Below are 22011 nucleotides of genomic sequence, written 5' to 3'. Positions count from 1 at the left end.
TGAAAATTCGCCAGGTGTAGCAAATAGATGCTATAAGTTTTCCCTTTGATTTTTAGAAGACTGGCAGGGTAATGGACAGAAAAAGAGCAACGCTGACAGGCCTGGCGGCCATATTGTTGTGGAGCACCATGGTGGGTCTCATCCGCAGCGTCAGTGAAGGACTGGGCCCGGTGGGCGGCGCGGCGATGATTTACACCGTCAGCGGGCTGTTGTGTCTGGTGACGGTGGGTTTTCCCGATCTTCGGCGTTTTTCCACGCGCTATCTCATTGCGGGCAGCATCCTGTTTGTCAGCTATGAGATGTGCCTGGCCCTGTCGCTGGGGTATGCCGCGACGCGCTCACAGGCGATTGAAGTCGGTATGGTCAATTATCTGTGGCCAAGCCTGACGATTGCGTTCGCGATTTTGTTCAACGGGCAAAAAACCACCCTGTGGGTGATCCCTGGGCTTCTCATCTCGCTGTTGGGTGTGTGCTGGGTTTTAGGTGGCGAAAACGGTCTGCAACTGAATGACATCATGCAGAACGTCGTTTCCAGTCCGCTAAGTTATGGGCTGGCGTTTGCTGGCGCTTTTATCTGGGCCGCCTACTGCACCGTCACCAGCAAGTATGCCAAAGGGCAAAATGGCATTACCCTTTTCGTCCTGCTGACCGCCCTGAGCCTGTGGGTCAAATATGCCGTCAGCGATCAGCCCGAAATGGTGTTCAGCATCCCGGTTGTGGTGAAGCTATTGATGTGTGGGGTTGCGCTTGGCTTTGGCTACGCCGCCTGGAATATCGGTATTCTTCACGGTAACGTCACGGTGCTTGCGGCTGTCTCTTATTTCACGCCAGTTCTTTCCGCCGCACTGGCGGCTATTCTGCTGAGTTCTCCGCTTTCACTCTCATTCTGGCAAGGGGCATTGATGGTGTGCGCCGGATCGTTACTGTGCTGGTATGCCACCCGCAAATAGCATTTTTATTTTTGCCGGGTACCGAATATGCCCGGCAAAATATTAACAATATTTTAATATGTGATCACACCCTCGAATATAATTCGTAACATTAGAGAGTAATTAAATCTCTGTATAGAGTGCTGTCAGAAAGCCAGCGTTGTTGTGGAAATTGACATAAACTGACAACGCAGGTAATTAATTCAGCGCCAATATTCCCGCGCTATATAGCACAAAGTGCAATAGTTTATTTCTGAATATTTCTCTTAAAAAACAGGTTCTGGTTTCCCGAGAAATTTATAATCAACTGTTTTAAAAAAGGTTATCCTGCCACATGCTTTGACATTCCCTGCCAAACCCTTTTAATCCCACCAAAAAACTAAAACGTCCGACAACTATTCACAGCCATATTATCTTGATTGGTTAATAATCACTTTATGTCTATATATTAACCTAATTGGCCGATTTAAGGGCAATTTATCCGATCAGGATCACACTAATTGAAATTATCTTTAATATTTTGAAACTTATTATTGAAAGCAGTCTACGGAATTTTAAAAATAGTCTGCCATTGACGATAAGCCTCGTTTAAAAATCGCTCAGGTGGCTTAGGAAATACCTAAATAAAATTATAAGGATTATTTAAGATGAAACTTAAATTAGTTGCAGTGGCAGTGACTTCCATGTTGGCAGCTGGCGTTGTTAACGCGGCTGAAGTTTTTAACAAAGACGGTAACAAACTGGATCTGTACGGCAAAGTTACTGGTCTGCACTATTTTTCTGATGATGCTGGTAGCGACGGCGACAAAACGTATGTTCGTCTGGGCTTCAAAGGTGAAACTCAGATCAACGATCAGCTGACCGGATACGGCCAGTGGGAATATGAGTTCAAGGGCAATCGCTCTGAAGCTCAAGGTTCCGACGGCAACAAAACCCGTCTGGCGTACGCTGGTCTGAAATTCGATGAATTCGGTTCCTTCGACTACGGTCGTAACTACGGTGTGGCTTATGACATCGGCGCGTGGACTGACGTTCTGCCAGAGTTCGGTGGCGATACCTGGACGCAGACTGACGGCTTCATGACCGGCCGTACCACTGGCGTTGCAACCTATCGTAACACCGACTTCTTTGGTCTGGTTGACGGCCTGAACGTGGCTGCTCAGTACCAGGGTAAAAACGACCGTGACGATATCACCGAATCCAACGGTGACGGCTGGGGTCTCTCTTCTACCTATGAATTCGACGGCTTCGGTGTGGGTGCGACCTACGCGAAATCTGACCGTACCGACCGTCAGGTTCGTGCTGCAAGCGACCTGAACGCCGGTGGCGAAAACGCAGAAGTCTGGGCTGCTGGCCTGAAGTACGATGCGAACAACATCTACCTGGCAACCACCTACTCTGAAACCCGCAACATGACGGCGTTCGGTAACGGTCACGTTGCCAACAAAGCGCAGAACTTCGAAGTTGTGGCTCAGTACCAGTTCGACTTCGGTCTGCGTCCGTCCATCGCTTACCTGAAATCCAAAGGTAAAGACATCGGTTCTTATGGCGACCAGGACCTGGTTGAATACGTTGACGTTGGCGCGAGCTACTACTTCAACAAAAACATGTCCACCTATGTTGATTACAAAATCAACCTCGTGGATGACAGCCAGTTCACCAAAGATGCCAAAGTGGCTACCGACAACATCGTAGCTGTAGGTCTGACCTACCAGTTCTAAGATCTGTTAGTTCAAAAGGCCAGCCCTCGCGGCTGGCCTTTTTTATTACTGCTGCCCTCCGACCTTCGCCAGACTAAACCAGATCCCGACCGCCAGAATCAGCAGCATGCCTCCCGCACTGCCCAGGGCCACGCTGTGCGAGGTGATGAACGCGGTTTTCGCCGCCGTCATCACCGGCTCGGCCAGCGACGGCGTCAGCTCCTGCGCCACCTTCATCGCTTCACCGATGGACGACGAGGCTTTATCGGTCAGCGACGCGCTCAGCCCCTGCGGCAGTACAATAGACGCCGAAAAGCTGCGGGTTAACAGCAGACCGAAAATGGCGATCCCCAGACCAGCACCCAGCTCGTAGGACATGGTTTCGATCGCGCCTGCGGCGGCCGCTTTCTCTTTCGGCGCGGCAGCCATGATCGCTGACGTCGAGGCCAGCAGTGCGCTGGCGGCACTGAAGCCCAGCAGCACCATCAGGCTCCACGCCTGCCACTGTTGGGTGCTGAAATCGAGCGTCGACAGGCCGATAAAACTGACCGCGCTAAGCCCCATGCCTCCGGCCGCGACAATGCGCAGCCCCAGACGCCCGACCAGCACACCCGCGATCGGCCCGCTAAATCCGCTCGCCACCATCACCGGCAGCATAAATATCCCTGCTTCAAACGGCGTAAAACCATGCACGAACTGCAACTCCTGCGCCATCAGCAGTTCAAAGCCCACCAGCGCAATCATGGCGGTCATCGCCATGACCACGCCGCTTAAAATAATGCGATGGCAAAACAGGCGCATGTCGATCATCGGCACGCGCGCGCGTAGCTGGATACGGACGAAGATAAACAGCATTACCGCTCCGGTAAGCAGCGTACAGGCCACCATCCACGGCGACAGCACCCCTTTCAGGGCGGTTTTGGCGCTATAGACCAGCAGTAAAATCGCCACAATCAGCATAATGGCATGGCTGATATTGAGCGGCTGCTCGGGCCGCCCCTGCTGAGCAGGCACCAGGCGCGCAGCAAGCGAAACCACGATCAGCACGATCGGCACGTTAATCAGGAACACCGACCCCCAGTAAAAGTGCTCCAGCAGCATGCCGCCAATCAGCGGGCCAAACGCCGCGCCACCCGACCCAACGGCAGCCCAGACGCCGAGGGCGATATTACGGTGCCGCGCATCAATAAACAGGGTGCGGATCCCTGCAAGCGTAGCCGGAATGATCATCGCCGCGCCAATCGCCAGCGACGCGCGGGCGGCAATCAACCAGCCCGCGGACGGCGCAAAAGCCGCCGCTAACGATGACAGGCCAAACAGCACGCTGCCGATCATCAGCAGGCGCTTAAAACCTATGCGATCGCCCAGCGCGCCCATCGGCAGCACCATTCCCGCCATCACCAGCGAGTAAATATCAATAATCCACAGCAATTCGTTGCCGCTGGCACCCAGCGTCATGCTCAATGTTGGCGCCGCCACGTGCAGCACCGTCGCGTCAATCGCCACCGGGATATACACCAGCACGATAATCACTAACGCTAACCACTGACGAAACATAAATTTCCTTTTCAGTTAAAAACTGGACACATGTCCAGAATGCGATCCTACGTAAAGTTGAACGCTTGTCCAGCTCTTTGTTACACTCGTTTCGTTGCCATTGAGAGTGAGAAATTATGCGTTATCTGAGCAAGGACGAGCGGCGGGAAGAGATCCTCCAGGCCGCGATGCGCGTGGCGCTGACCGAAGGATTCGCTGCGATGACCGTGCGCCGCATCGCCACCGAAGCGGGCGTCGCCACCGGGCAGGTGCATCACCACTTTGCGTCGGCGGGCGAGCTTAAGTCGCTGGCGTTTGTCCGGCTGATCCGCGATTTGCTGGATGCTGAAATCGTTGGCGAAAACGCCGGCTGGCGTGAGCGCCTGCATGCCATGCTCGGCAGCGATGACGGCGGGTTTGAGCCCTACATTCGACTGTGGCGGGAGGCGCAAATTCTCGCCAGCCGGGATAGCGATATCAAAGGCGCCTACGTTTTGACCATGGAGATGTGGCACCAGGAAACGGTCGCGATTATCCGCGCCGGGGCGGAGGCCAACGCCTTTACGCTTGCTGACCAGCCGGAAAATATCGCCTGGCGTTTAATTGGTCTGGTATGTGGCCTGGATGGCATATACGTATTAAATATGCCTGAAATGGACGACGCGGCATTTAATAAGCATCTGGATAAGCTTATTTCCCTCGAATTGTTTTAATACTCCCATCGGGGTATTAATTTCCGCAAATAGTTACAATTAGTAACACATAAAGCGAACCCTGATTCCCATTCCAAACTCAGGGATTCGCTTTTTTATCTATCCTTTCAGATGTATCCCATAACATCCAAAAATTTCTACAAACTGCCGAAAGGTATATTTCTGTTTTCACTTCTTTTTTCTCTCCATTTGGGTAAGCAAGAGGGTGATATGTCACATCAAAGCGAGAAGAGTAATCAGCATCTGTTGAGTAACTGGAAACCGGAAAACGCGCAATTTTGGGAGAATAAAGGGAAACATATCGCACGTAGAAACCTGTGGATTTCCGTGGCGTGTTTGCTTCTCGCGTTTTGTGTATGGATGTTGTTTAGCGCTATTGCGGTAAATCTTAATAAGGTCGGATTTAATTTCAGCACCGATCAGCTTTTTATGCTAACGGCATTACCTTCTCTTTCCGGCGCGATATTGCGTGTCCCCTACTCTTTTATGGTGCCGATATTTGGCGGACGTTACTGGACCGTGTTAAGTACCGTTATCCTGGTCGTACCCTGTGTCTGGCTTGGGATCGCCATCCAGAATACCGCTACGCCTTACTGGGTCTTTATCATCATCGCACTGCTGTGCGGTTTTGCCGGGGCCAACTTCGCTTCCAGCATGGGAAACATCAGTTTCTTCTTCCCGAAAGCCAGACAGGGCAGCGCGCTGGGCATTAACGGCGGGCTGGGTAACCTGGGCGTGAGCGTGATGCAGCTGGTTGCGCCGCTGGTGATTTTTCTGCCGATGTTTACCTTTCTCGGCGTTCACGGCGTCCCCCAGGAGGATGGCTCGACGATGTGGCTGGCGAACGCGGCGTGGATCTGGGCCCCGCTGCTGATTCTTGCTACCCTTGCGGCGTTTTTTGGCATGAACGACATCGCCAGCTCGAAAGCGTCCATTGCCAGCCAGCTTCCGGTGCTTAAGCGCTTTCACCTCTGGCTGCTGAGCCTGCTTTATCTGGCAACCTTCGGCTCGTTTATCGGTTTCTCGGCAGGCTTTGCTATGCTGTCGAAAACCCAGTTTCCGGACGTAAATATCCTCCACCTCGCCTTCTTTGGCCCGCTGATCGGCGCCCTGGCGCGTTCGGCTGGCGGAATGATTTCAGACAGGCTGGGCGGCGTACGGGTGACGCTGATCAACTTCGTTTTTATGGCCATCTTTAGCGCCCTGATTTTCCTGACGCTCCCCGGGTCTGGTTCAGGCAGTTTTATCGCCTTCTATCTGGTCTTTATGGGCCTGTTCCTCACCGCAGGCCTGGGCAGCGGCTCGACCTTCCAGATGATCGCGATTATCTTTCGCCAAATCACCCTCGACCGCGTGAAAAAACAGGGTGGGAGCGACGAACAGGCACAGCATGAAGCGGTGACCGAAACGGCTGCCGCGCTGGGCTTTATCTCTGCCATCGGTGCGGTGGGCGGGTTCTTTATTCCCAAAGCCTTTGGCACATCCCTGGCAATGACCGGTTCCCCGGTGGGCGCCATGAAAGTCTTCCTCGTGTTTTACATCGTCTGCGTGCTCGTCACCTGGCTGGTGTACGGCCGCAAATCCTCACAAAAATAATAACTACCTCTTCGCCGGAGCGTGATGTCTCACCCTCCGGCCATGCTATCGAAGCAGGAGAAATGTCATGAGCAAACTGTTGGACCGCTTCCGTTACTTCAAAACAAAAGGCGACAGTTTCGCCGATGGGCACGGGCAGGTGTACCACACCAACCGCGACTGGGAGGACAGCTACCGTCAGCGCTGGCAGTTCGATAAAATTGTGCGATCCACCCACGGCGTTAACTGCACCGGCTCCTGTAGCTGGAAAATTTATGTCAAAAATGGCCTGGTAACCTGGGAAACCCAGCAGACCGACTACCCGCGCACCCGCCCTGACCTGCCTAACCACGAACCGCGCGGCTGCCCGCTGATGCGCCGCGCGATAAATGCACTCTATCTTGTGCGATAAATGGCATCCACGCGGCGTTTCATTATTTGAAAAAGAATTACATTTCAGGTTGCGTTATGACAGTCCCAACAGGGTGATAGCGGTAGATCGTTGACAGTCCAATATCATAGATAATTGCCAGCCGCTTTCTGTCATACCCTTTCTGGAGCAATCTTGCGATCTGCTCATGCTGCTCCTTCGTCAGTTTCGGGCGACGTCCTCCAACTCTCCCTTGTGCTCGCGCAGCAGCCAGTCCTGCCAGCGTGCGCTCAACTATCAGTTCACGCTCCATTTCTGCCAGTGCACCCATCATATGAAAAAAGAACCTTCCCATCGGAGTGCTGGTATCGATTGAATCCGTCAGACTGCGAAAATTGACACCTTTTGCGCGTAGCTCTTCTGTGAGAGCAATGAGGTGTTTCATTCTTCTACCCAACCGATCCAGCTTCCAGACCACCAATGTATCCCCTCTTTTAAGGCACTTTAAAGCGCGTTTCAGGCCTGGTCGTTCCGACTTGGTTCCGCTCATTTTGTCCTCAAAAATCTGTTCACATCCTGCGCACATTAATGCATTGCGTTGCAAATCTGTGTTTTGGTCATTTGTTGACACACGTATGTAGCCAATCAGCATTAAAAATACTCCCTTTTGAGTGGTTAAAGTACTGAGATAATGTGGGGAGGATTTGAGAGATAAACGTTGGTTTAGGAGAAGGCTCGGCGCTACCCGTTGGTGTGCCTGTTCCGTGGCCCACCGCCACACCGCCAGCAGGCTGGTTAAAGTGCGACGGGCGCACCTTTACAAAAGAACAATATCCTGTTCTGGCCAGAGTCTACCCGACCCTCCGTCTTCCCGATTTACGCGGTGAGTTTATCCGTGGATGGGACGACGGGCGCAAAGTTGATACAGGACGTAAGTTGCTGTCCGCACAAGGGGCAACGCTGTTAAGAACAGCAATGCTGGATTATTATAACCAGGACACTACGGGAACCTCGGGGATAGTCGGCATGGGATTCAACAATGAAGATTCCATTACAGACCTTCGTGAGGGCAGCTTTAAAATGCCGGACGGGACAACATTCAGCGATCCTGTCATGGCAATGTCAGACAATGGTATGCAGGCTACTATTCTGACCTCTATCAGAAGCGGGTATGCGAAGGGTATCACTGTCAGACCCCGTAGCATTGCACTTAATTACATTGTGAGGGCAGTTTAATGAGTAACACTGCAGTTCTGGATGAAAACGGTATCGCCACTGTAGCGGGCGATATCACTGTATATCACTATGACGAGGAAACCCGGGAATACACCTCATCCTCTGTGGAGTATCTCGCCCTTGGGGTGGGTACTCCGGCACATTCGTGCGCCGATGCACCGCCGGAGGCAATTTCGGGTTACGTGGTTTGTCGGACTGCCACGCTGAACGGGTGGGAGCATGTGCCTGATCACCGCGGCGAGACGGTATACAGCACGGAGAACGGTAACCCCGTTCTGATTACCCAACCGGGTGATTACCCGGCGGACACCACCACAAAACAGCCAGCCACGCCATGGGATACCTGGAACGGTGAGGCGTGGGTAACCGATACTGAACGGCAGCGAGCCGCAGAACTGGAGGTTGCCAGACAGCAACGCCAGCAACGAGTGAAACAGGCGATGGCGTCCGTCGATCTTATCAACCTCAAACTGCGTGCTGGTCGCAGTCTGACACCAGAAGAAACGGCAAAACTGAACGCCGTGCTGGATTATATCGACGAGCTGAACGCACTGGATATCAGCACGGCACCTGAAATCAGCTGGCCGGAAGCGCCACTGGCACTTGCCAGTTGAACGGTATCACGCCGCCCTCACGATATAGTTAAACGCGATATTGCGGGGGCGGGTTATGTTAAAGAATGCTCCGTTTAATTCGGCTTTTGCGCGACTGTTTGTTCCACCCAGCATTGCGTACCACAAATAATCGCTACGGTAATTCCCCGCAAACACCTTATCGCCGCCATAGTCAATATTATTTCCGTTACTCATGTACGAGATATCAAGCGAAGAATCGTTATCGTCATGACCGCCGACCAGTGTACCTTTCTGCCATGAAAGCAACTTACGCCCCTCGTCAATCTTGCGCCCGTCGTCCCATCCACGGATAAACTCACCGCGTAAATCGGGAAGACGGAGGGTCGGGTAGACTCTGGCCAGAACAGGATATTGTTCTTTGGTGAACGTAGCTCCGTTGCACTGTAACCAGCCTGCTGGCGGTGTGGCGGTGGGCCATGGAACCGGTACACCAACAGGCAATGCAGAGCCTTCCCCCAAACCAAGGTAATTGAGGACATCTTTTATACTGCCCTTAGCGATAATCGCGCGACCAATAGCTGTAAGGGTTGCCAGCGCTGCGCGGTCTGCTCCGGTAAAATAAGGCAACCGATCTGCTGCAGTGGCAAGTCCTGCCAGAGCAGTGAGCGTGGCATCTGCCGGTTGTTTTCCGTTTGCCAGATCGTATGCAGCCTTGACCGCTTTCGGTGTGGCGGCCAGTATTTCAGACGTGCTGTTGATGGCACTGCTCAATTGTACGGTGCCTTTTGCCGTCAGCGAGGCAGCAGGCACTCCCGTTATCTGACTCCACGGGTGAGTGTGGCTGACGGGCGCCTTGCCGGCTGCAAGGTCGTATGCAGCCTTGACCGCCTTCGGCGTGGCAGCCTCAGTTTCTGATTGACTGTCCGTGGCGCTGCTCAGTTGTACGGTGCCTTTTGCCGTCAGCGAGGCAGCAGGCACTCCCGTTATCTGACTCCACGGGTGAGTGTGGCTGACGGGGGCCTTGCCGGCAGCCAGGTCATATGCAGCCTTGACGGCCTTTGGTGTGGCGGCCAGCGTTTCAGAGGTGCTGTTGGTGGCACTGCTCAGTTGTACGATCCCTTTACGGGTCGTTGTTGCATCCTGGGCTGTGTATTTTCCCCGGGCCAGATCATACGCGATTTTCACAGCCTTCGGCGTGGCAGCCTCAGTTTCTGATTGACTGTCCGTGGCACTGCTCAGTTGTACGGTGCCTTTTGCCGTCAGCGAGGCAGCAGGCACTCCCGTTATCTGACTCCACGGGTGAGTGTGACTGACGGGTGCCTTGCCGGCTGCAAGGTCGTATGCAGCCTTGACGGCTTTTGGTGTGGCGGCCAGCGTTTCAGAGGTGCTGTTGGTGGCACTGCTCAGTTGGGTGAACCCCTTAGCTGTCAGTGTCGCGTCCGGGTGGTTACGGGAACGTACGTGTTCAGCCAGTGACTGTGCGGCTTCCTCCGTTTTTTTCTTCAGCCATTTCGTCCTGTTTGCCAGTTGCCGGGGGGCTCGATTTGATATCCCGTCAGCACCACCCAGAACCGGATCTGATGTCTCCAGTTGATAGATATTAGCGAATGGCCACAGACTGATACTCCAGGCTGGCCAGATGGCAGCGGGCCGGTGCAAATGCAGCGAGCGTCTGACGCAGCATCGCGGCCTGATCGTTAGTAATGGGCTGTTTCAGAATAACGCGATAAACCGCCCAGGCGGCTGCATCTCCATGAACAAACAGTCCGTTATAGCTGCGATTGCCGTCGTAACTGAGACGACCTGTGCCTTCAATCAGATCCACTTCACCAAAGCCAAAACGGCGGATAACTTCCCGGATTGACCACGGCGTCCCTTTATACCGGTGTAGTTCGATGGCTGCTTTTATAAGCATGCGGCGAACATCGTCCGATTCCGCCAGCTCCCAGCCATCGCCAGACAGTGAGAACTGCTCGCCCAGCCATGGCAGCGCAGAACTGTCGACGATATCGACGAGAAAGACCATCAGTACGCTCAGGTCGATGTTATCCAGCCGCCCTGCCAGTCTTCCCAGCGTCCTGAGACTGATATCACCCTCAAGCGGTGGCGGGAGTTGTAATGGCTCAGTCATCAGACACTCCACTCATGTTAAGTGTGATCGCCGTACAGTTTGCCCATTCGTTTTCTGCCACCACCCTCAGTGCCGGTGTCACCAGTTCAACCTGGTACACCCCGGAAACGGACAATGCACTGATAATCTGGCTGGGGACAATATCACGCCCCAGCGTGGCGGCATGTGATGCCACCCAGTTCTGTATGGCGCTGTTAGCGGCATCTTTTACAGACCTGGCATCCTGATCACGATAGATCGTAATCCTGGCTTCAATGGTGTAATCCACCTTCACTGGTGTTTTAGCCCGCACTGTATCAGTGAGTGGCCTGACTTTCTCATCAGAGCAGAAACTCTCTACCAGCGTGAGAACACCGCCGTCCGGCAGACCGGTACTGAGCAGCGGATACAGATCTACGGTCCCGGGAACCGGGGAAAGCACAGCAACATCGACAATGTTGGGATGGGCCTGCATGGCATGAAAGCGGTATGCGCCACGGCTTCCGGCATTGGTGAATGACTCCGGGGCCAGCCTGATACGCTCCCGGAGCCTGTCATCGTCTTCCTGTTCTGAACCGCCGGAACTAGCCGTCAGATTGCTCACCAGCAGGTCGACGTTATCAATCTCATCGAGTAACTGACTGACCTGCGCAGGTTGCCAGCCGTTACCAGCGGTACCGGGTTCGGTACAGGTGGACGTGACATTGACCAGCAGCAATCCGGCCTTCAGTACCACATCTGTATCGGTGGCGAAAATAACGCTGTCGGAAGCGCTGACGCGGGTGCCTGCCGGGATCAGCACATCAATGGCCAGTGCCTCATCTACGGAGAACTGGAGCGTGGTGGTGGCAGGCTGCGCGGCAAGACGGTATACACCGACCAGTTCACCGAGGTAATCAATCATCGGCTCACGGGCAAAGGCGACCAGATTCTGCTTTGCTGCCTCCTGTACCGCAACCCTGACCAGCATTTCGCGATAGGCCCACAGATCAATCAGCAGACGTTCTGCCTGTGCCGGGTACAGCGTTTTGCCGGTATCCGCTTCATACTTCGCAATCATTTCTGCCGTGATTTTGTCGGCATCGCGTTCAATAAAATCGGGTTCTGTCAGCGCCATAGCAGTTCCTGAGTCCGGGTCTGTCCGTCTGAGCCTTTCCAGCTCACCCGGAGCGTAAGATGTTCGCCGTCGACGGCGGGTTTAACTGACATAAGCTGGCAGCGGGGCTCCCAGCGCCGGATGGCATCGACGGATTCGCGCACCACATGCGGAATGGCCCGGTCTACAGGCCAGTCGATATAAAGATGCAGATTGCTGCCGAACTCCGGGCGATGCGGGTCGCTGCCGCGGGGAGTCCGCAGGATAATTTGAATCGCCTGCCGGATATCATCCAGCCCCCGGACAATTTCGCCGGGAGCCTGCAGGGCTGGTTGCCAGAATACTGAGGTCGTTTTCATGGGGGCAGTATTGCCCCCGTGCGGGAACGCTGATATTAAAGGCGTTTAAGAAGCTCAGTGGGAGTGGTGGCTGGAGTTTTCGCCATCAGACAGCATACTGCCCGTGGCATGGGCATTCCCTTTAATCTCGATATTGCCATGGATGGTCGCGGTAACACCTTTACCACCAGAACCCGCCATGCCTCCTTCGTAAATCAGCTTTCCCCTGACACGCAGATCTCCGGTAAGTTCGGTTTCCGGTGCGTCAATCGTGGCTTTCTGTGTTTTCAATACCACATCAGCACCACACTCAATGACAATATGCTCAATGCCGCCCCGGATGGTCAGAGTGTGCGTCTTCCGGTTGTAGCTGTACTCTGCACCATCAGCAAACCGGGTTCCCCGGATATTTTTGTCACTGAACGGTGGTTTATCGACGTCTGAATACACCGCGCCCAGAATAACACCATCCTCGCCGTTGGCATCGAGCAGCACCTCAACCTGCTCCCCCACGTCAGGGAGCCAGTAATCTTTGTTATCCTGGGTATTGCGCTGCAGCACGTTAAGCCAGTTTGTGCGCAGGTTATCGCATTCAGGCAGACGAACGCGGGCCTGAACCCTGTCGGCATCAACGGCACTGACCGTACCGACCTGACGAGTGACACCAGTCATTTTTTCTTCTCCTTAATCACCGTCGATGTACTGCCATCCGGGTGATAAACCGTGAGTTTCTGAGTTTTTTGTTTTTTCCCTCTTGTGACTGGCCCCCGTGCCACTTCCAGCTCTGTGGTGTAGCCGCTGTTACGGTCAAACGCATGGCGGGCAGTGGTTATGAGCCATGGCCCGGATAACTGCCCAAAACCCACCAGTTCAATTTTGTTGCCTGCTGTCAGTTGAGGTGTTCCCGTCAGCGTCAGGGAGCCGTTCTGCTGGTATTCGTTATGTCTGGCCAGTGCTGAATCCGCTTTAATCCGGGCACTGTCCGGGTCGCTGACGCGGCTGTTAACTTTAAGTGAGTCAGCGCTGGTAACCTTACCACCTTTGAGCTTTTTGTCGCTTTCACGGGTACCACCATCAGCTTCGTGGACGATCAGTTTTTTACTGCTGCTTTTCTGGTGTTTTACCTTTGCAGATTTATAGACCCGGTTGATGGTGTCACGCAGGGAAAAGCGGGCCACATCCTGCGGTTTTAACTGCCTGACCGTCTCCTGACTGCGCAGTGTGGCCAGATGAGAAAAAATCAGCTGGTCACTGACCACTTTCACTGCATAACCATACTCGCTGGCCAGCCGGCGCAGAAAACCCACGTCGGTTTCAGCATACTGGGTCACCCGGTCGATTCTGATGGACTCAATGCTGCCCACCAGTTTCAGCCGGTGCTTTCTGGCAATCCGCCCCGCAACAGCTGCCAGCGTGGTGTTCTCAAAACCACGGCTGGATTTAGTCCGCAGAGCACTATTAACCGAGGTGGCCACCCCACGGATAGAAACAACGGAAGCGGGCGAACTCACTTCGATCTCGTCTATAGAGAACGTACCGCAGGACAGCAGCTTCTCGCCCTGATAGCCCATTTTCAGCGTCAGCGTGTCACCCTTGCCCGGATACCACTTATCCAGCCAGCGGCCATCGGTGTCGTCCAGCTCCACCTCAATGGTATCGGACTCATTTTTGATGTTATCGCTCCAGGTCACACGGGTGACATAAGGCGCGATATCAGAGGTGATGTTTTTCTGCAGATACCACAGAGTGAACACCGGTGTCAGCACATCGCTGACGCCGGTTAACGCTGATGTGACTTGCGCAGTGCTGTTTATCTCAGCCATGGGGCAATATCCTCTTCTGTACGGGCTTCTTCAGTCTCAATCACCGGGATCAGTAACAACAGCCCGGAGGGCAGCACCGGCGTGATGGCCACGTGCGGATTGGCGGCAATAATCCGGGGATAGCCCAGCGGGTCACCGTAGTACTGCCATGCCAGCGAATCCCAGCGCTCTCCGTCACGGGTAACATGTTCAAGAAACATCACACACTCCTCGTCAGTATTCTGGCGGCCATTGCACTTAATCCCGGAGACATGCGGTTGAATGCTGTGCCGGCGGCGTTAAGCTGCCCGGAAACGGTATCCAGAGCACCTGCAATATTTCTTTTGTCCACACCACTCAGCGCAGACTGTGCCTGCTGTACATACGTGGCTGCTTCGCTGGCTGTTCTGGCCAGACTGATGGCATCGGGCATGGATTCAGAGAGTGCGTTAAACGCCGGAACACTTTTCCCCAGAGCCCCGGAGATATTACCCAGTCCGCTCATCAGCCCCGGCACACGGGTCAGTGCGACAACGGGGTTATCCTTCATTTTCTGTGTCACCCGAACGGCGCTGATAGTGGTCTGGAGTACAGACTGCGCCTGTTTCGCATAGTTGACGCCGTTGCGGATGAACTGCGCCACCCCTGAAGGTGAAGGAATGGCACCGGAGACCGCCCCGACACCCGGGAGCTTCGTGCGTATTGCCGGTGGTTGCAGAGGATTTTTCGGATCACCGGTGTATTCCCGGAGAGACACGGTGGCACTGACAGCCAGCACGTTACCGGTGCTGTCTGTCTGCTCGCTGGTTGCGGTCACATCGGTAATCACGAACCAGCCACGATAGTCACCGTTGCCGAAGACCAGCGCCAGTGCCTGATGGGCTTTCATGGCTGTTCGCAGTCTCGCCAGCTCCACATCGGGTACACAATAATGCTGATGGAAAACCAGAGTTATCTGGATTTCGTCCAGCCTGTCGCCGACGAACTGCAGGCCAGGCTTACCCCCGATGCGGGCATGCTCCGCATAATCGACGCCGAACGTGGCCTCGAAGCCGTCCCAGTAGGTAATCAGCTCAAACTCAATATCACCCAGTACGGCAAACATCAGCGGTACTCCTTACGTTGTTTCTGAGCCAGCAGACGCTCCAGCATTTTTTCCAGCTCATGCAGGCTCATATTCAGGGCGCCAGTCAGTCCGGCAGGCGCTGTGGTTTCCCTGCCATTGAGGAAAAACTGAGGATTAAAGCTGACCTGGATACCACCAGACGTTCCACCGCCGGTTGCAGCTGCACCACGGCCTGAATATCCGGCAGCCAGGATTTCAGGCGAGGGGATACGGGGAACATCCGGTGTCATCTCATTTGCCAGACGTTGCCCTGGTAAAATCGATGCCCGGGTGGAGAGCGGAATAGCGGGCATGGAAGACAAACTATTGATTACGGCTCCGATCGCATTTTTAGCAGACGACATAAACCCATTGATATCGGGCAACGGCATACTGAAGCGAACACCTGAAGTGTTATCCCGTATTTCTGGCCCCTGAATGCTCACGGGCATTTTGGGGAGCAGTTCACTGGCCATTCGCTGCCCGGCCAGAGCTGCAAGCGGAGTGGTCCGCTGCAGGCCAATGGCGGCCCCCTGCGCGATATTGTCACCAAAGCCCATAAACACGCGGCTCGGCGAATGAATGCCCAGCTTTTCGCTGAACCAGCCACTGATGCTGTCACCCATTCCGGTTACACTGGATTTGAGCGACTCCCATTTGTTTTTGATACCGTTAATCAGACCGTCGACAAGATGGCCACCGAAGTCGGTGAACTTTGCCGGCAGATCAACACCAAGATATTTCAGCGCAGCTGCAAAGGCTTTATAGAGCAGACCTGCCGGCGACCAGTTAATCAGCAGCTTACCAGTTCCCGCGATACCGCCGTTAAAGGCTTCCTGAATGTCAGCCCAGCACTGTTTAAACCAGCTACTGATGCTGTCACCCATTCCGGTTACACTGGATTTGAGCGCCCCCCATTTGTTTTTGATACCGTTAATCAGACCGTCGATAAGATGACCACCGAAGTCGGTGAACTTTGCCGGCAGAGCAACGCCGAAATATTTCAGCGCAGCCGCAAAGGCTTTATAGAGCAGGCCTGCCGGCGACCAGTTAATCAGCAACTTACCAATTCCCACAATGCCGCCGTTAAAGGCTTCCTGAATGTCAGCCCAGCGCTGTTTAAACCAGCCACTGACTGCCCCCCAGTTGCGGTAGATAAGGTAAGCTGCTGCCGCGACAGCGGTGATAACGAGACCGATGGGATTCATCATCAGCGCACGTCCAATCCAGAGAACAGCACGTCCGGCGAGCATAATTCCGCGAACCAGCCCCCCGGAGAGCACGCCACTCAGTGTTCTGGCTCCTCTGGCGACGGCGCTAAATCCGGTCACCAGCCAGCGGAGCTTACCGCCTTGCCCCAGTGCGAGCGACAGACGAAGCCAGTTGGCCCGAAGTAAAACAGCATTTTTCCAGACACTTACAAAGGGGGAAATAAGGAGATTCAGCCCCAGTTTGAGACCAATAGTCGCTATCTTAATCGCAAGGAGCGCACTGATGAGCTTAAAAGCCCCACTGACAAATTGCGGGTGAGTCGCTACCCAGTGTTTTGTCCCCTGAATGAGTGGGAGCAAGTCCTGAGTCAGAGAAATAAAAGATGGAGCTAATTGATCGCCCAGCGTAATTGCCAGATCGTGACTGCTGACCATAAGTGCTTTAGTGGCTTCAAGGGGAGATTTCAGCCGCTGATCATAAGCACTGGCAAGCAAATCGTTATCCGCAGCCCTGAGAGCACCGGCGCGGATCTCGCGATATCTGTCCATGTTGGCCAGCATCGGGCGGATAAATGCCATGACCTGCATATCCGCGAACATATCACCCAGACCAAAGTTTTTCGCCAGAGCCTGAAGTGCCTCATCTCTTGCCGTATCATTCTTTATTTTCATGGCGGATTTGAAGTCGGCCAGCGCTTCGGGGCTTTTGGCATTGAGGTAACGTTCTATAACACTCAACATCCCTTCAATCGGAGAGATCCCCGCAGCCTTATAACTCGCAATAGATCCCTGCAAATCAATACCCAGATCAGCAAACTGTTTCTGAGTATCGCGGGCAAAAATTTTGGTAAGAAAGTTTTTAAAATTATTGGCTGCCTCGTCGGTGGAACCTGCACCGATTTTTGCTATCTGGAGACTGGCCCCGATTTCAGCAACAGCCTCTTTTCCACTGGCAATACCCGCCATCATTGGGGCCAGGGACTGCATCCACTTGACCTGATCCGGGATTTCAAATGACCCCTGGTCACCGGCATAAGCCATAATATTCTGAACGGCACCAAAATCTCTGGCCGCACCTTTCAGGGAGTTTTGCCAGACTGCGGCCACTTTTGCCCAGTCCTGAGCAGACGTGCGTGTTGCCGTTGCCGCGCGGGCAATATCCGGCATCAGAAAACCGATATCTGACACATTATCAATATTGTCGCTGATGAGTGAACCCACCGCCTCCTGCAGCTCATCCTGATACTGATTGTATTTAAGCGCCCAGCCTTTTATCTGTCCGGCAAGTGCATCCCGCGTTTTATTGTCATATTTTGCGGTGATCGACATATCAATCATTTTGTCCTGAAAAGACATGGACTGCTGAACGGCAGGGGAAACCGTATGATAAACAGTCTGTGCCATGCTATACGCTTCAATCCCCTGACCATACAGCGCCATGCGGTTAGCTTTCAGCGCATCACTGGTAGCGGATGCCGCTGACAGACGGCGCTGCTGGCGCTCAATTTGCTCCATGGTGCGGCTTACCCGCAGCAGCTCGCTGTTGAGATGCTGCATCCGGGAAGAACCCAGTTGACCATAACGTTCTGTTGCACGGGTTAAAGCGTTCTGACGTTCCTGCAGGCGGCGTGAGGTATCGCTCAGGGAATCAAGCGCACGGCGGGTACCGCTCATTGCAGAACGGAATGTGCTGCCAATCATCCCGCCGATAACAACGCCGACTGAAAACTGTCCCGACATAGTGGTTAACCTCCGGGGAAGGTGAAAAGACGTGAGGGGATAACGCAGAACAGCCGCTACTGGCGGCTGTCTGTACTATGATTTGTCGCCGTACTCGCTTTTGATTTGCTCTTCAGCCTGCTCCAGCCACATCTCCAGATCGTCAGTATCGAGGGCATCAATCTCCCCCGGCTGAAACCGGAACCATCTCGCCAGCAGCCCCTGCGCCTGCGTCAGCGCCCTGGTTGCTCTCACCCATCCCCGTGATGAGCTGAAATCGTTTCTGTAACTGCAGGTAATCAGCCAGATCCATATTGTCGAGATCTTCCGGGAGAAGACCAGTACTGCGGGCAATCAGCGGTTCGTCCCAGTCTGCCGGGTTTTTGCTGATTTTGCGCACCTGCTTCAGGTCTTTTACCGTCAGGCGTTTCAGTTCAACCTGCTCAATTCTGGTGCCTGCAGCAGTGGTGAAGGGATAAGACAATTTAAAAGTATCGGATGGGGTCTGTGACATGATTGTGCTCCTGTGTAAGTTCAGGGCAGTATGTCGGGAGAAGCGCGTGACGGATATTAAAGGAGATTAAGAAGAAGGGGCCAGAGCCCCTGTGATGTCAGCAAGTGCGAAACCCCTTGCAGTTACGCAGGAAAGCGATGAGAAGCGTCTTTCCCTCAGATTTGCCGGTGCCGGAGAACCAGTGGTCGGGAGGCTCCCATGCTTCAATCAAATCCGCCAGTTTGCGGGCCTTTGAACGTGTGCAGTCAATCGGGTCATTGGTTTTACGGGTATTAAAAAGGGTTTCCACCCCCGGAATATCAAGGAGGGTAAACCACGTACCATTTGACATGCCCAGTGACGCACATCGCCCTCCTTTGTCAGTCAGTTCAACACTCACCGTCAGCCCCCGATATTGATTCGATAGTCAGTCAGTTGATCAACGCCACCGACGCGGAAGATGTTGGCCAGATAGTCCAGTTGCAGCAACTCTTCACCATCCAGTACCTGTCTGATATACGTGCAGGTGAAGCTACTGGAGAACTCGGCGTTCTCGTGCTGTTTGAACGTCCCCAGCGGGTTCTTCTTGAACATAATTGTCAGGAAGGTGACCAGCGGGATTTCGTCGATCAGCCCCTGCGAGCTGTAGCGCTGGACGCTGGAGCGACACTGCAGCGCCAGCGACTTGTACGGGTTCGCGGCAGACAACATCGCATCGCGGTAAAAGCTGTTCCATTTGATTTCGCCTTCCAGTTTGTCAAAACCAGCCGGGAGTTCCACCTTACCCACCATCCCCAGTGCCTTGTGCTCCTGCATAATCATGGAGACATCGGGGAGTTTAACTTCCTCAGCCCGTCCCAGCAGGTTAGTACCATCCAGATAGATGTTGGCATTCGTGATTCGGTTTATCTCAATCTTTGACATCAGTTGCCCCCTTTCAGGGTTAACAGGTATTCCGAGGTGATTTCAGTCTCAAACGTCAGTCGCTCCAGCGGCGGTGGTGGCGTATATTTGTAGCTCAGCAACAGGTGCCCGGCGGCCAGCTCCGTCTCCGGATTGCGGGCCGGATCAAACCAGCAACGGAAGCCCAGTACCGCACCATCACCAGTCATTTTGCGACCGTAGGCGTTGACCGACTCCGTCAGTGCATCAATCAGCGCCTGAGTAATCGGCATGTCGATGTACTGCTGGCTGAAGTAACGAATGGACTCGTTGATCACATCACCGGTGCGGCGAACGTTCTCAAAGTTACGCATATGGGTGACCGTTGGCCATGCTGCCGTCCGGTTACCCCACAGACGAAGGCCGCTGCCGTAACTGCTGAATACCGTGGTGATCCCCTGTTCGTTAAGCAGGTTCACCTCGCTCTGCGGATCGTCAATCATTGCCGACAGCTGGCGCTCCACGCCGGTGATCCCCAGAATTTCCTGATTGGAGGATGACCACCAGTACCCTTTGTCCAGGTCGACTTTGGCACGCAGGCCCGCCGCACGCTGGCTCAGTGGCTCCAGACGCTCCGTGTTCGTCACCGGGTCATATACCTTCACATGCGGGTAGCACAGGCGGACACGGTCAGAGCTGGTATTAAAGTTAATGGTGCCTTCCGGGCCACGTCCCGCCAGAGCCTGCGCAAAAGTGGTACCAACCGGAGCATCAATATAGGTTACTGCTCCCAGTTTCTCAGCCATGGCGATAAGCTCAACCGAGACGCTGTTCTGGGTGCAGAATACCGGAGCAATCAGGATTTTGGCGAAGTAGCCAAACAGGTTAAAACTGTCGTTAAGCAGCTTCATGCCGGTACGGTTGCCTGCAGCGTTAACGGTACCGATGATATCAGCCGGGGTGACTTTGGTCGGATCAGCATAGTTATAGCTGGCCTTCACCGTTGCATCTGCAGCAATGCTTTTACCCAGGTTAGTAATCACCCCGGTCTGTGCATCAAGCGAGTAGTCCTGACCTTCAACATAAGGCTGACCGTCGCTGTCCGGTTTCAGTACCAGCTGCGCGACCACCGGATTAGCCAGCCGGGCTCTGCCTGTCGCCTTGTCGAACGACACATTCTCACTGACCACAGCGATTTTATGCACAGACGGATCGAGTACGTTAATGACCAGAACGGTGCCTGCACCATGGTCATAAATCGCATCCAGCGCCTGCGGAATGGTAAAGCCGGTGAACTGGCTGCCAAATGCCGCAGCGTCTTTCTCAGACAGGCACTGTACCAGCGTATTGACATCCCCCATCGGGGCGGTACCAATCAGGCCAATAACGGCAGATTTCACCGTTTTAACCGGGCGGGCTCCGTTTTCCACCTCAATGGTTTCGACGCCATGCAGATAGTTAGCTGCCATGGGAGTCCTCCGTTTTCACTTCGCTGTCACTGCTGCTTCTGCGCTTTGGTGACTGCACAGCCGGTGTGACGGCGGGTTTAGTATCTTCTGGTACCGGCGTCAGATGCTTCAGCGCCACCAGTACCTTCACGTAGTCATGCTCCTCCGGCAGGGAAACCGTCTTCCCCGGCCAGAGCAGGATTTCGGTTCCGTCCGACAGCGTGACGCCGCTGGCCGGGCCGGAATAGCGGTATTCTTTCATCACTCGCTTTCCTCATAGTTCACTTCGGTTAACAGCGGGCCGGACGGTAAATCGCTGTCTTCGATAAAGACGCTTTCAGTCGCGAAGTCGAGGGCGTATTGCCACAGCCCCCTGACTTCACCGATAAACACCTCGCGGGTCAGCCAGATACGGCGGCGGCAGCCGGGCGGGGTGTGGCCGCCGAGAATGCGGCGGACAGCATCCAGGACATTAATCGCCCCTTTTTTACCGTTGAGCTGGCGGAAGACCACCGTGACGCAGAGCTGGATAGTCTGAGACTGGATCACCGCACCGGTATCATCCGGCCTGTCAAAGCGCGAACCGGCATAGCTCAGCAGCAACGCGCCAACCGGATGGTTCAGGCGATATTCAGCCGGTTTCTCCGGGAAGTACTCCACCTGCAGTTGCGGCAGCTTCTCGCGTAACCGGGCCAGTACCGCATCAAGGACGGGCAGAACGTTCATCAGTATTTCTCCAGTAAACCGTCACGACCGCCGAAAGTGGCCGGGCGGCTGCGTACACGAAACTCGCCAGGCTCAGGCACATCTTTCTGAGTGGACGGCAGCCCCAGCGTGAGCCTGTTATCACGTAACTCCCTGAGTTGCCGCAGCGCTTCTTTGTGGTCATCCTTCACCGTATCCGGGAGGTCACCTTCCGGGCGGCGGGCGTAGAGCCGGTAACGGACCAGCGTGATGGCAATGTCCCGCAGAACAGTCGGTATCTCTGCCAGTGGCAGGATATAGCGTCCGCGCAGATGGGCATCAATCAGCTCGTCGGCATAGCGGATACAGCTGTCCACCACACGGGTATTCACTGTTGCAGGCGAGTCGAAGTCCATCTCTTCACTGGTGAGCTCGATCAGCGTTCGTTCCGGCACCTGCGCAAGCAAATCCTCCAGGGTGCAGTACATG

24 protein-coding genes and 2 pseudogenes are annotated in these 22011 nt (G+C 54.3%); 8 read left to right on the top strand and 18 right to left on the bottom strand.

Features of this window, described 5'->3' with window-relative positions; genetic code table 11:
* Positions 1-71 precede the first annotated feature (71 nt).
* Positions 72-950, top strand: a complete 879-nt coding sequence (gene yddG / locus O1722_RS11645) for an aromatic amino acid DMT transporter YddG (protein WP_032671174.1) — start codon at positions 72-74, stop codon at positions 948-950.
* 626 nt (positions 951-1576) lie between these two features.
* Positions 1577-2650 carry a porin OmpC gene (ompC, locus tag O1722_RS11640; RefSeq protein WP_033487801.1) on the top strand — a complete coding sequence of 358 codons (1074 nt, stop codon included), beginning with the start codon at positions 1577-1579 and terminating at the stop codon, positions 2648-2650.
* 45 nt (positions 2651-2695) lie between these two features.
* Here the strand turns inward: ompC and O1722_RS11635 are convergent, their stop codons facing one another.
* Positions 2696-4186: an MFS transporter gene (locus O1722_RS11635; RefSeq protein ID WP_033487802.1), complete on the bottom strand. Its 1491-nt coding sequence runs from the start codon at positions 4184-4186 to the stop codon at positions 2696-2698.
* 116 nt (positions 4187-4302) lie between these two features.
* On the opposite strand from O1722_RS11635, the gene O1722_RS11630 reads away from it, so the two are divergent.
* The 3 genes and pseudogenes from O1722_RS11630 to O1722_RS11620 all read left to right on the top strand — a co-directional run.
* The gene (locus O1722_RS11630; RefSeq protein ID WP_015570471.1) at positions 4303-4878 is read left to right on the top strand and encodes a TetR family transcriptional regulator; all 576 of its coding nucleotides are present in this window, start codon (positions 4303-4305) and stop codon (positions 4876-4878) included.
* 210 nt (positions 4879-5088) lie between these two features.
* Positions 5089-6474, top strand: coding sequence for a NarK family nitrate/nitrite MFS transporter (locus tag O1722_RS11625; protein WP_003857034.1), 1386 nt, complete (start codon positions 5089-5091; stop codon positions 6472-6474).
* A 67-nt stretch (positions 6475-6541) separates the two neighbouring features.
* Positions 6542-6823: pseudogene (locus O1722_RS11620) on the top strand (nitrate reductase); the annotation flags it as partial.
* Between the two features lie 79 nt (positions 6824-6902).
* On the opposite strand, the gene O1722_RS11615 reads toward O1722_RS11620, so the two are convergent.
* The gene (locus tag O1722_RS11615) at positions 6903-7475 is read right to left on the bottom strand and encodes a recombinase family protein (protein WP_000904922.1); all 573 of its coding nucleotides are present in this window, start codon (positions 7473-7475) and stop codon (positions 6903-6905) included.
* 101 nt (positions 7476-7576) lie between these two features.
* On the opposite strand from O1722_RS11615, the pseudogene O1722_RS11610 reads away from it, so the two are divergent.
* From O1722_RS11610 to O1722_RS11600, 3 genes and pseudogenes are all read left to right on the top strand, one after another.
* Positions 7577-7657, top strand: a pseudogene (locus O1722_RS11610) (phage tail protein); the annotation flags it as partial.
* Positions 7658-7759: 102 nt separating this feature from the next.
* Positions 7760-8059, top strand: coding sequence for a hypothetical protein (locus O1722_RS11605; RefSeq protein ID WP_240755145.1), 300 nt, complete (start codon positions 7760-7762; stop codon positions 8057-8059).
* Entirely contained in the window at positions 8059-8673 is a 615-nt protein-coding gene (locus O1722_RS11600; protein ID WP_000072166.1) for a tail fiber assembly protein, read from the top strand. The genes O1722_RS11605 and O1722_RS11600 overlap by 1 nt, the downstream gene beginning before the upstream one ends.
* A 6-nt stretch (positions 8674-8679) precedes the next feature.
* On the opposite strand, the gene O1722_RS11595 is transcribed toward O1722_RS11600, so the two are convergent.
* From O1722_RS11595 to O1722_RS11520, 16 genes are all read right to left on the bottom strand, one after another.
* Complete coding sequence (locus tag O1722_RS11595) at positions 8680-10293, bottom strand: phage tail protein (RefSeq protein WP_479954627.1); 1614 nt, start codon at positions 10291-10293, stop codon at positions 8680-8682.
* Complete coding sequence (locus O1722_RS11590) at positions 10235-10765, bottom strand: phage tail protein I (protein WP_479954624.1); 531 nt, start codon at positions 10763-10765, stop codon at positions 10235-10237. Before O1722_RS11590 ends, O1722_RS11595 begins: the two co-directional genes overlap by 59 nt.
* Positions 10758-11861 (bottom strand): baseplate assembly protein, encoded by a 1104-nt coding sequence (locus O1722_RS11585; protein WP_016240628.1) that lies wholly within the window; start codon positions 11859-11861, stop codon positions 10758-10760. Before O1722_RS11585 ends, O1722_RS11590 begins: the two co-directional genes overlap by 8 nt.
* Complete coding sequence (locus tag O1722_RS11580; RefSeq protein WP_000859111.1) at positions 11852-12199, bottom strand: GPW/gp25 family protein; 348 nt, start codon at positions 12197-12199, stop codon at positions 11852-11854. The genes O1722_RS11585 and O1722_RS11580 overlap by 10 nt, the downstream gene beginning before the upstream one ends.
* Positions 12200-12253: 54 nt before the next feature.
* Positions 12254-12850, bottom strand: a complete 597-nt coding sequence (locus O1722_RS11575) for a phage baseplate assembly protein V (protein ID WP_001404342.1) — start codon at positions 12848-12850, stop codon at positions 12254-12256.
* Positions 12847-14001, bottom strand: coding sequence for a phage late control D family protein (locus tag O1722_RS11570; RefSeq protein WP_001545521.1), 1155 nt, complete (start codon positions 13999-14001; stop codon positions 12847-12849). Before O1722_RS11570 ends, O1722_RS11575 begins: the two co-directional genes overlap by 4 nt.
* Positions 13989-14201 (bottom strand): tail protein X, encoded by a 213-nt coding sequence (locus tag O1722_RS11565; protein ID WP_001404340.1) that lies wholly within the window; start codon positions 14199-14201, stop codon positions 13989-13991. The genes O1722_RS11570 and O1722_RS11565 overlap by 13 nt, the downstream gene beginning before the upstream one ends.
* The gene (locus O1722_RS11560) at positions 14201-15085 is read right to left on the bottom strand and encodes a phage tail protein (RefSeq protein WP_000458386.1); all 885 of its coding nucleotides are present in this window, start codon (positions 15083-15085) and stop codon (positions 14201-14203) included. Before O1722_RS11560 ends, O1722_RS11565 begins: the two co-directional genes overlap by 1 nt.
* On the bottom strand, positions 15085-18036 hold the full coding sequence (locus tag O1722_RS11555; RefSeq protein WP_016240627.1) for a phage tail tape measure protein: 2952 nt from the start codon (positions 18034-18036) through the stop codon (positions 15085-15087). Before O1722_RS11555 ends, O1722_RS11560 begins: the two co-directional genes overlap by 1 nt.
* Positions 18037-18193: 157 nt before the next feature.
* Entirely contained in the window at positions 18194-18529 is a 336-nt protein-coding gene (locus O1722_RS11550; RefSeq protein ID WP_001513982.1) for a phage tail assembly protein, read from the bottom strand.
* 97 nt (positions 18530-18626) lie between these two features.
* Positions 18627-18908 carry a hypothetical protein gene (locus O1722_RS11545; RefSeq protein ID WP_044325560.1) on the bottom strand — a complete coding sequence of 94 codons (282 nt, stop codon included), beginning with the start codon at positions 18906-18908 and terminating at the stop codon, positions 18627-18629.
* 2 nt (positions 18909-18910) lie between these two features.
* Positions 18911-19435 carry a phage major tail tube protein gene (locus O1722_RS11540; RefSeq protein WP_162828734.1) on the bottom strand — a complete coding sequence of 175 codons (525 nt, stop codon included), beginning with the start codon at positions 19433-19435 and terminating at the stop codon, positions 18911-18913.
* Positions 19432-20859, bottom strand: coding sequence for a phage tail sheath subtilisin-like domain-containing protein (locus O1722_RS11535; RefSeq protein WP_016240625.1), 1428 nt, complete (start codon positions 20857-20859; stop codon positions 19432-19434). Before O1722_RS11535 ends, O1722_RS11540 begins: the two co-directional genes overlap by 4 nt.
* Positions 20849-21100: a hypothetical protein gene (locus O1722_RS11530; RefSeq protein WP_000666498.1), complete on the bottom strand. Its 252-nt coding sequence runs from the start codon at positions 21098-21100 to the stop codon at positions 20849-20851. Before O1722_RS11530 ends, O1722_RS11535 begins: the two co-directional genes overlap by 11 nt.
* Positions 21100-21564, bottom strand: a complete 465-nt coding sequence (locus tag O1722_RS11525; protein ID WP_001101804.1) for a Gp37 family protein — start codon at positions 21562-21564, stop codon at positions 21100-21102. The genes O1722_RS11530 and O1722_RS11525 overlap by 1 nt, the downstream gene beginning before the upstream one ends.
* On the bottom strand, positions 21564-22010 hold the full coding sequence (locus O1722_RS11520) for a gp436 family protein (protein WP_000271668.1): 447 nt from the start codon (positions 22008-22010) through the stop codon (positions 21564-21566). Before O1722_RS11520 ends, O1722_RS11525 begins: the two co-directional genes overlap by 1 nt.
* Between the last annotated feature and the right edge of the window lies 1 nt (position 22011).

Source organism: Enterobacter cloacae complex sp. HYC003_NIDB (genome assembly GCF_056673375.1).
The sequence above is the reverse complement of the archived record's forward strand: the minus strand, read 5'-3'. Positions and strand labels throughout refer to the sequence as shown.

Coding starts and splice junctions, on each gene's coding strand:
- O1722_RS11570 (WP_001545521.1), bottom strand. CDS start 14,001: ATGGCTGAGATAAACAGCACTGCGCAAGTCACATCAGCGTTAACCGGC.
- O1722_RS11575 (WP_001404342.1), bottom strand. CDS start 12,850: ATGACTGGTGTCACTCGTCAGGTCGGTACGGTCAGTGCCGTTGATGCC.
- O1722_RS11560 (WP_000458386.1), bottom strand. CDS start 15,085: ATGTTTGCCGTACTGGGTGATATTGAGTTTGAGCTGATTACCTACTGG.
- O1722_RS11520 (WP_000271668.1), bottom strand. CDS start 22,010: ATGTACTGCACCCTGGAGGATTTGCTTGCGCAGGTGCCGGAACGAACG.
- O1722_RS11565 (WP_001404340.1), bottom strand. CDS start 14,201: ATGTTTCTTGAACATGTTACCCGTGACGGAGAGCGCTGGGATTCGCTG.
- O1722_RS11585 (WP_016240628.1), bottom strand. CDS start 11,861: ATGGCGCTGACAGAACCCGATTTTATTGAACGCGATGCCGACAAAATC.
- O1722_RS11555 (WP_016240627.1), bottom strand. CDS start 18,036: ATGTCGGGACAGTTTTCAGTCGGCGTTGTTATCGGCGGGATGATTGGC.
- O1722_RS11550 (WP_001513982.1), bottom strand. CDS start 18,529: ATGTCACAGACCCCATCCGATACTTTTAAATTGTCTTATCCCTTCACC.
- O1722_RS11580 (WP_000859111.1), bottom strand. CDS start 12,199: ATGAAAACGACCTCAGTATTCTGGCAACCAGCCCTGCAGGCTCCCGGC.
- O1722_RS11535 (WP_016240625.1), bottom strand. CDS start 20,859: ATGGCAGCTAACTATCTGCATGGCGTCGAAACCATTGAGGTGGAAAAC.
- O1722_RS11635 (WP_033487802.1), bottom strand. CDS start 4,186: ATGTTTCGTCAGTGGTTAGCGTTAGTGATTATCGTGCTGGTGTATATC.
- O1722_RS11530 (WP_000666498.1), bottom strand. CDS start 21,100: ATGAAAGAATACCGCTATTCCGGCCCGGCCAGCGGCGTCACGCTGTCG.
- O1722_RS11525 (WP_001101804.1), bottom strand. CDS start 21,564: ATGAACGTTCTGCCCGTCCTTGATGCGGTACTGGCCCGGTTACGCGAG.
- O1722_RS11590 (WP_479954624.1), bottom strand. CDS start 10,765: ATGACTGAGCCATTACAACTCCCGCCACCGCTTGAGGGTGATATCAGT.
- O1722_RS11630 (WP_015570471.1), top strand. CDS start 4,303: ATGCGTTATCTGAGCAAGGACGAGCGGCGGGAAGAGATCCTCCAGGCC.
- O1722_RS11625 (WP_003857034.1), top strand. CDS start 5,089: ATGTCACATCAAAGCGAGAAGAGTAATCAGCATCTGTTGAGTAACTGG.
- yddG (WP_032671174.1), top strand. CDS start 72: ATGGACAGAAAAAGAGCAACGCTGACAGGCCTGGCGGCCATATTGTTG.
- O1722_RS11600 (WP_000072166.1), top strand. CDS start 8,059: ATGAGTAACACTGCAGTTCTGGATGAAAACGGTATCGCCACTGTAGCG.
- ompC (WP_033487801.1), top strand. CDS start 1,577: ATGAAACTTAAATTAGTTGCAGTGGCAGTGACTTCCATGTTGGCAGCT.
- O1722_RS11615 (WP_000904922.1), bottom strand. CDS start 7,475: ATGCTGATTGGCTACATACGTGTGTCAACAAATGACCAAAACACAGAT.